At 68.6% G+C, this 1,977-nt stretch carries 1 protein-coding gene; it reads right to left on the reverse strand.

Features of this window, described 5'->3' with window-relative positions:
* Nucleotides 1-693: 693 nt before the first annotated feature.
* Nucleotides 694-1,437, reverse strand: coding sequence for a hypothetical protein (locus tag WH85_RS45965; RefSeq protein WP_045748545.1), 744 nt, complete (start codon nucleotides 1,435-1,437; stop codon nucleotides 694-696).
* Nucleotides 1,438-1,977: the final 540 nt, after the last annotated feature.

The following is a 1,977-nucleotide window of genomic DNA, read 5'->3' on the forward strand; positions in this document are numbered from 1 at the left end:
ATGGGTGGACCGCAGTCGACGGCCGGGCCGCTCGAGCCGTCGACTACGGCTGTTCGGCAGGGTGCGAGTCAGCCGTGGGCGACGGCTCGGGGTCGCCCACGGTCGCTTTCGGCTCATGGGTGGACCGTGGCTGACGGCTGGGGGTGGCCGGAACGCCACCGAACTCATTCCGATCTCGGCTACGGCCCTGGTGAGGTCGTGAGTGGCAGAACGGCGCCGACGCGCGGGGCGACCGTCGACGACGCCCAGCAGACGTGATCGCAGCCGCAGCGAAGTCGATGGGCATACCAATGATCAACTCAAGCTGAGTGGCATCGCGTCGGTCACGGCCGTCGCGTTCGGGGAAACAGCGCCCCGAAACGCGACGGCCCGAGGTACGTGACGGCCAGGGAAATGACGGTCCCGACAACACCGACTCGATGACTCCGCCACTAATGGCCGGCGGAGGAAGCAGCCTTGGAACAACGGTCGAGTTCAAGGACGGCCCGCCGAGCGGACTGCGAGGGCGCTTGAGGTGACCGGCGAGAGAGCGAAGGCGTTCAAGGCCGAGTCGGCGAGAGTGCGACCAGCAAGAGGGCGGAGGCGTTCCGGGCCGATCGGCGAGAGGCTGCCCGTCGAAGGGCGCCCGTCGAAGGGCGCCCGTCGAAGGCGCGACTGGCCCCGGAGCAATCGCGCCCCGAGGCCGAATCTGCGTTACGGCAGCGGATCGTTCGGATAGGCCTCCGCCGCCAAGGGGCCGGCCGAGGCGGGAGTGTCGTTGTCGCGTACCCCAAAATCGCCCGGCGTTGCCGCGGCCGCCTCGACGTCGCCGAGCGTCGCCGGGCGTGCGCCGTCGTCCGGGTCTTCCCGCGGGATCGGCACGTTGATCGTGGCCGGCGACTCCCACTGGATGTGGGCGGGCTCCGCGTTGGCCTTGCCGCCGAAGTCCGCGAGCCACGCGGCGACCAGGGCCAGATTCTCCCGCCACTGGTGTTCCGGGATGACCGGAAGGATGTCGTCCCAGAGCGAGAGGAACGTGCCGCGCAGTTGCAGCCGTCCGTACGGCCGGGCGAGGAACCACATGTGCAGGTGCGCCGAGCCGTCACCCCAACGGTTGACGTGAACTCGGGCCACTCCGTCCAGGGAACGGATCGCGCGTTCCAGCCGGACGGTCATCACACCGAGCTCGGCGGCCAGAAGGTTGGGCAGGTCGCCCAGATCTAGGTGTGAACGGCACTCGAGGATGAGGACCATCGGCAGCCCGGTCGGGCGGTCCATGGCCCGCACCCGCCAGCGCTCACTGACCCAGATGTAGGCGTCGTCAGGCGTCCCACAGGCCACACAGTCGGAGGCGTCCTCGCCGCTGCGCGGAGGCTCGACTTCAACCGGTGGTGCGAGCCGCCTGACTCGCATGTCGCCCTCAAAGGGAAAGGATGGCCATCGCGTGAAGTCGGGCAGGGGGGCGGTGTTCTCAGACACGACGTGACCCTAGCCCAGGTCATGACCCCCTGTCCCGGGTCAATTTCGCAGGGCTTCGCACGACCGAGGGATGCCACCCGACTGGCCCTTACAGCGACACCGGTGAGCCCCACCGCCCTCACCGGCCCCTCCAAAAGTTATCCACAGAAGTTATCCACAGGCACCCCCGTTTCACGTGAAACACGACGTCGGAGCGTTGAGTGCCCTGTGGATAGTGGGGTGGACAACCCAAACTCCATCGGCGACGTTTCACGTGAAACCGGGCCCGCTTAGATTTCAACAGCCCCAATACACAGGGTGTGGATAGTGGCACCCACGCATGAGTTCCACCTGCCGACGGCGGTCGACCTCAGGCCAGTTCTCGTGGCTCGCCGGCCCGAAGCCCTCAACCCGAGGGACACAGATCCCCGACCTCGTCCGCCGGCTCCCGGCTCCCGGCTCCCGGCTCCCGGCTCCCGGCTCCCGGCTCCCGGCTCCCGGCTCCCGGCTCCCGGCTCCCGGCTCCCGGCTCCCGGCTCC

This window comes from Actinoplanes rectilineatus (assembly GCF_000962825.1).
Lineage (GTDB): Bacteria > Actinomycetota > Actinomycetes > Mycobacteriales > Micromonosporaceae > Actinoplanes > Actinoplanes rectilineatus.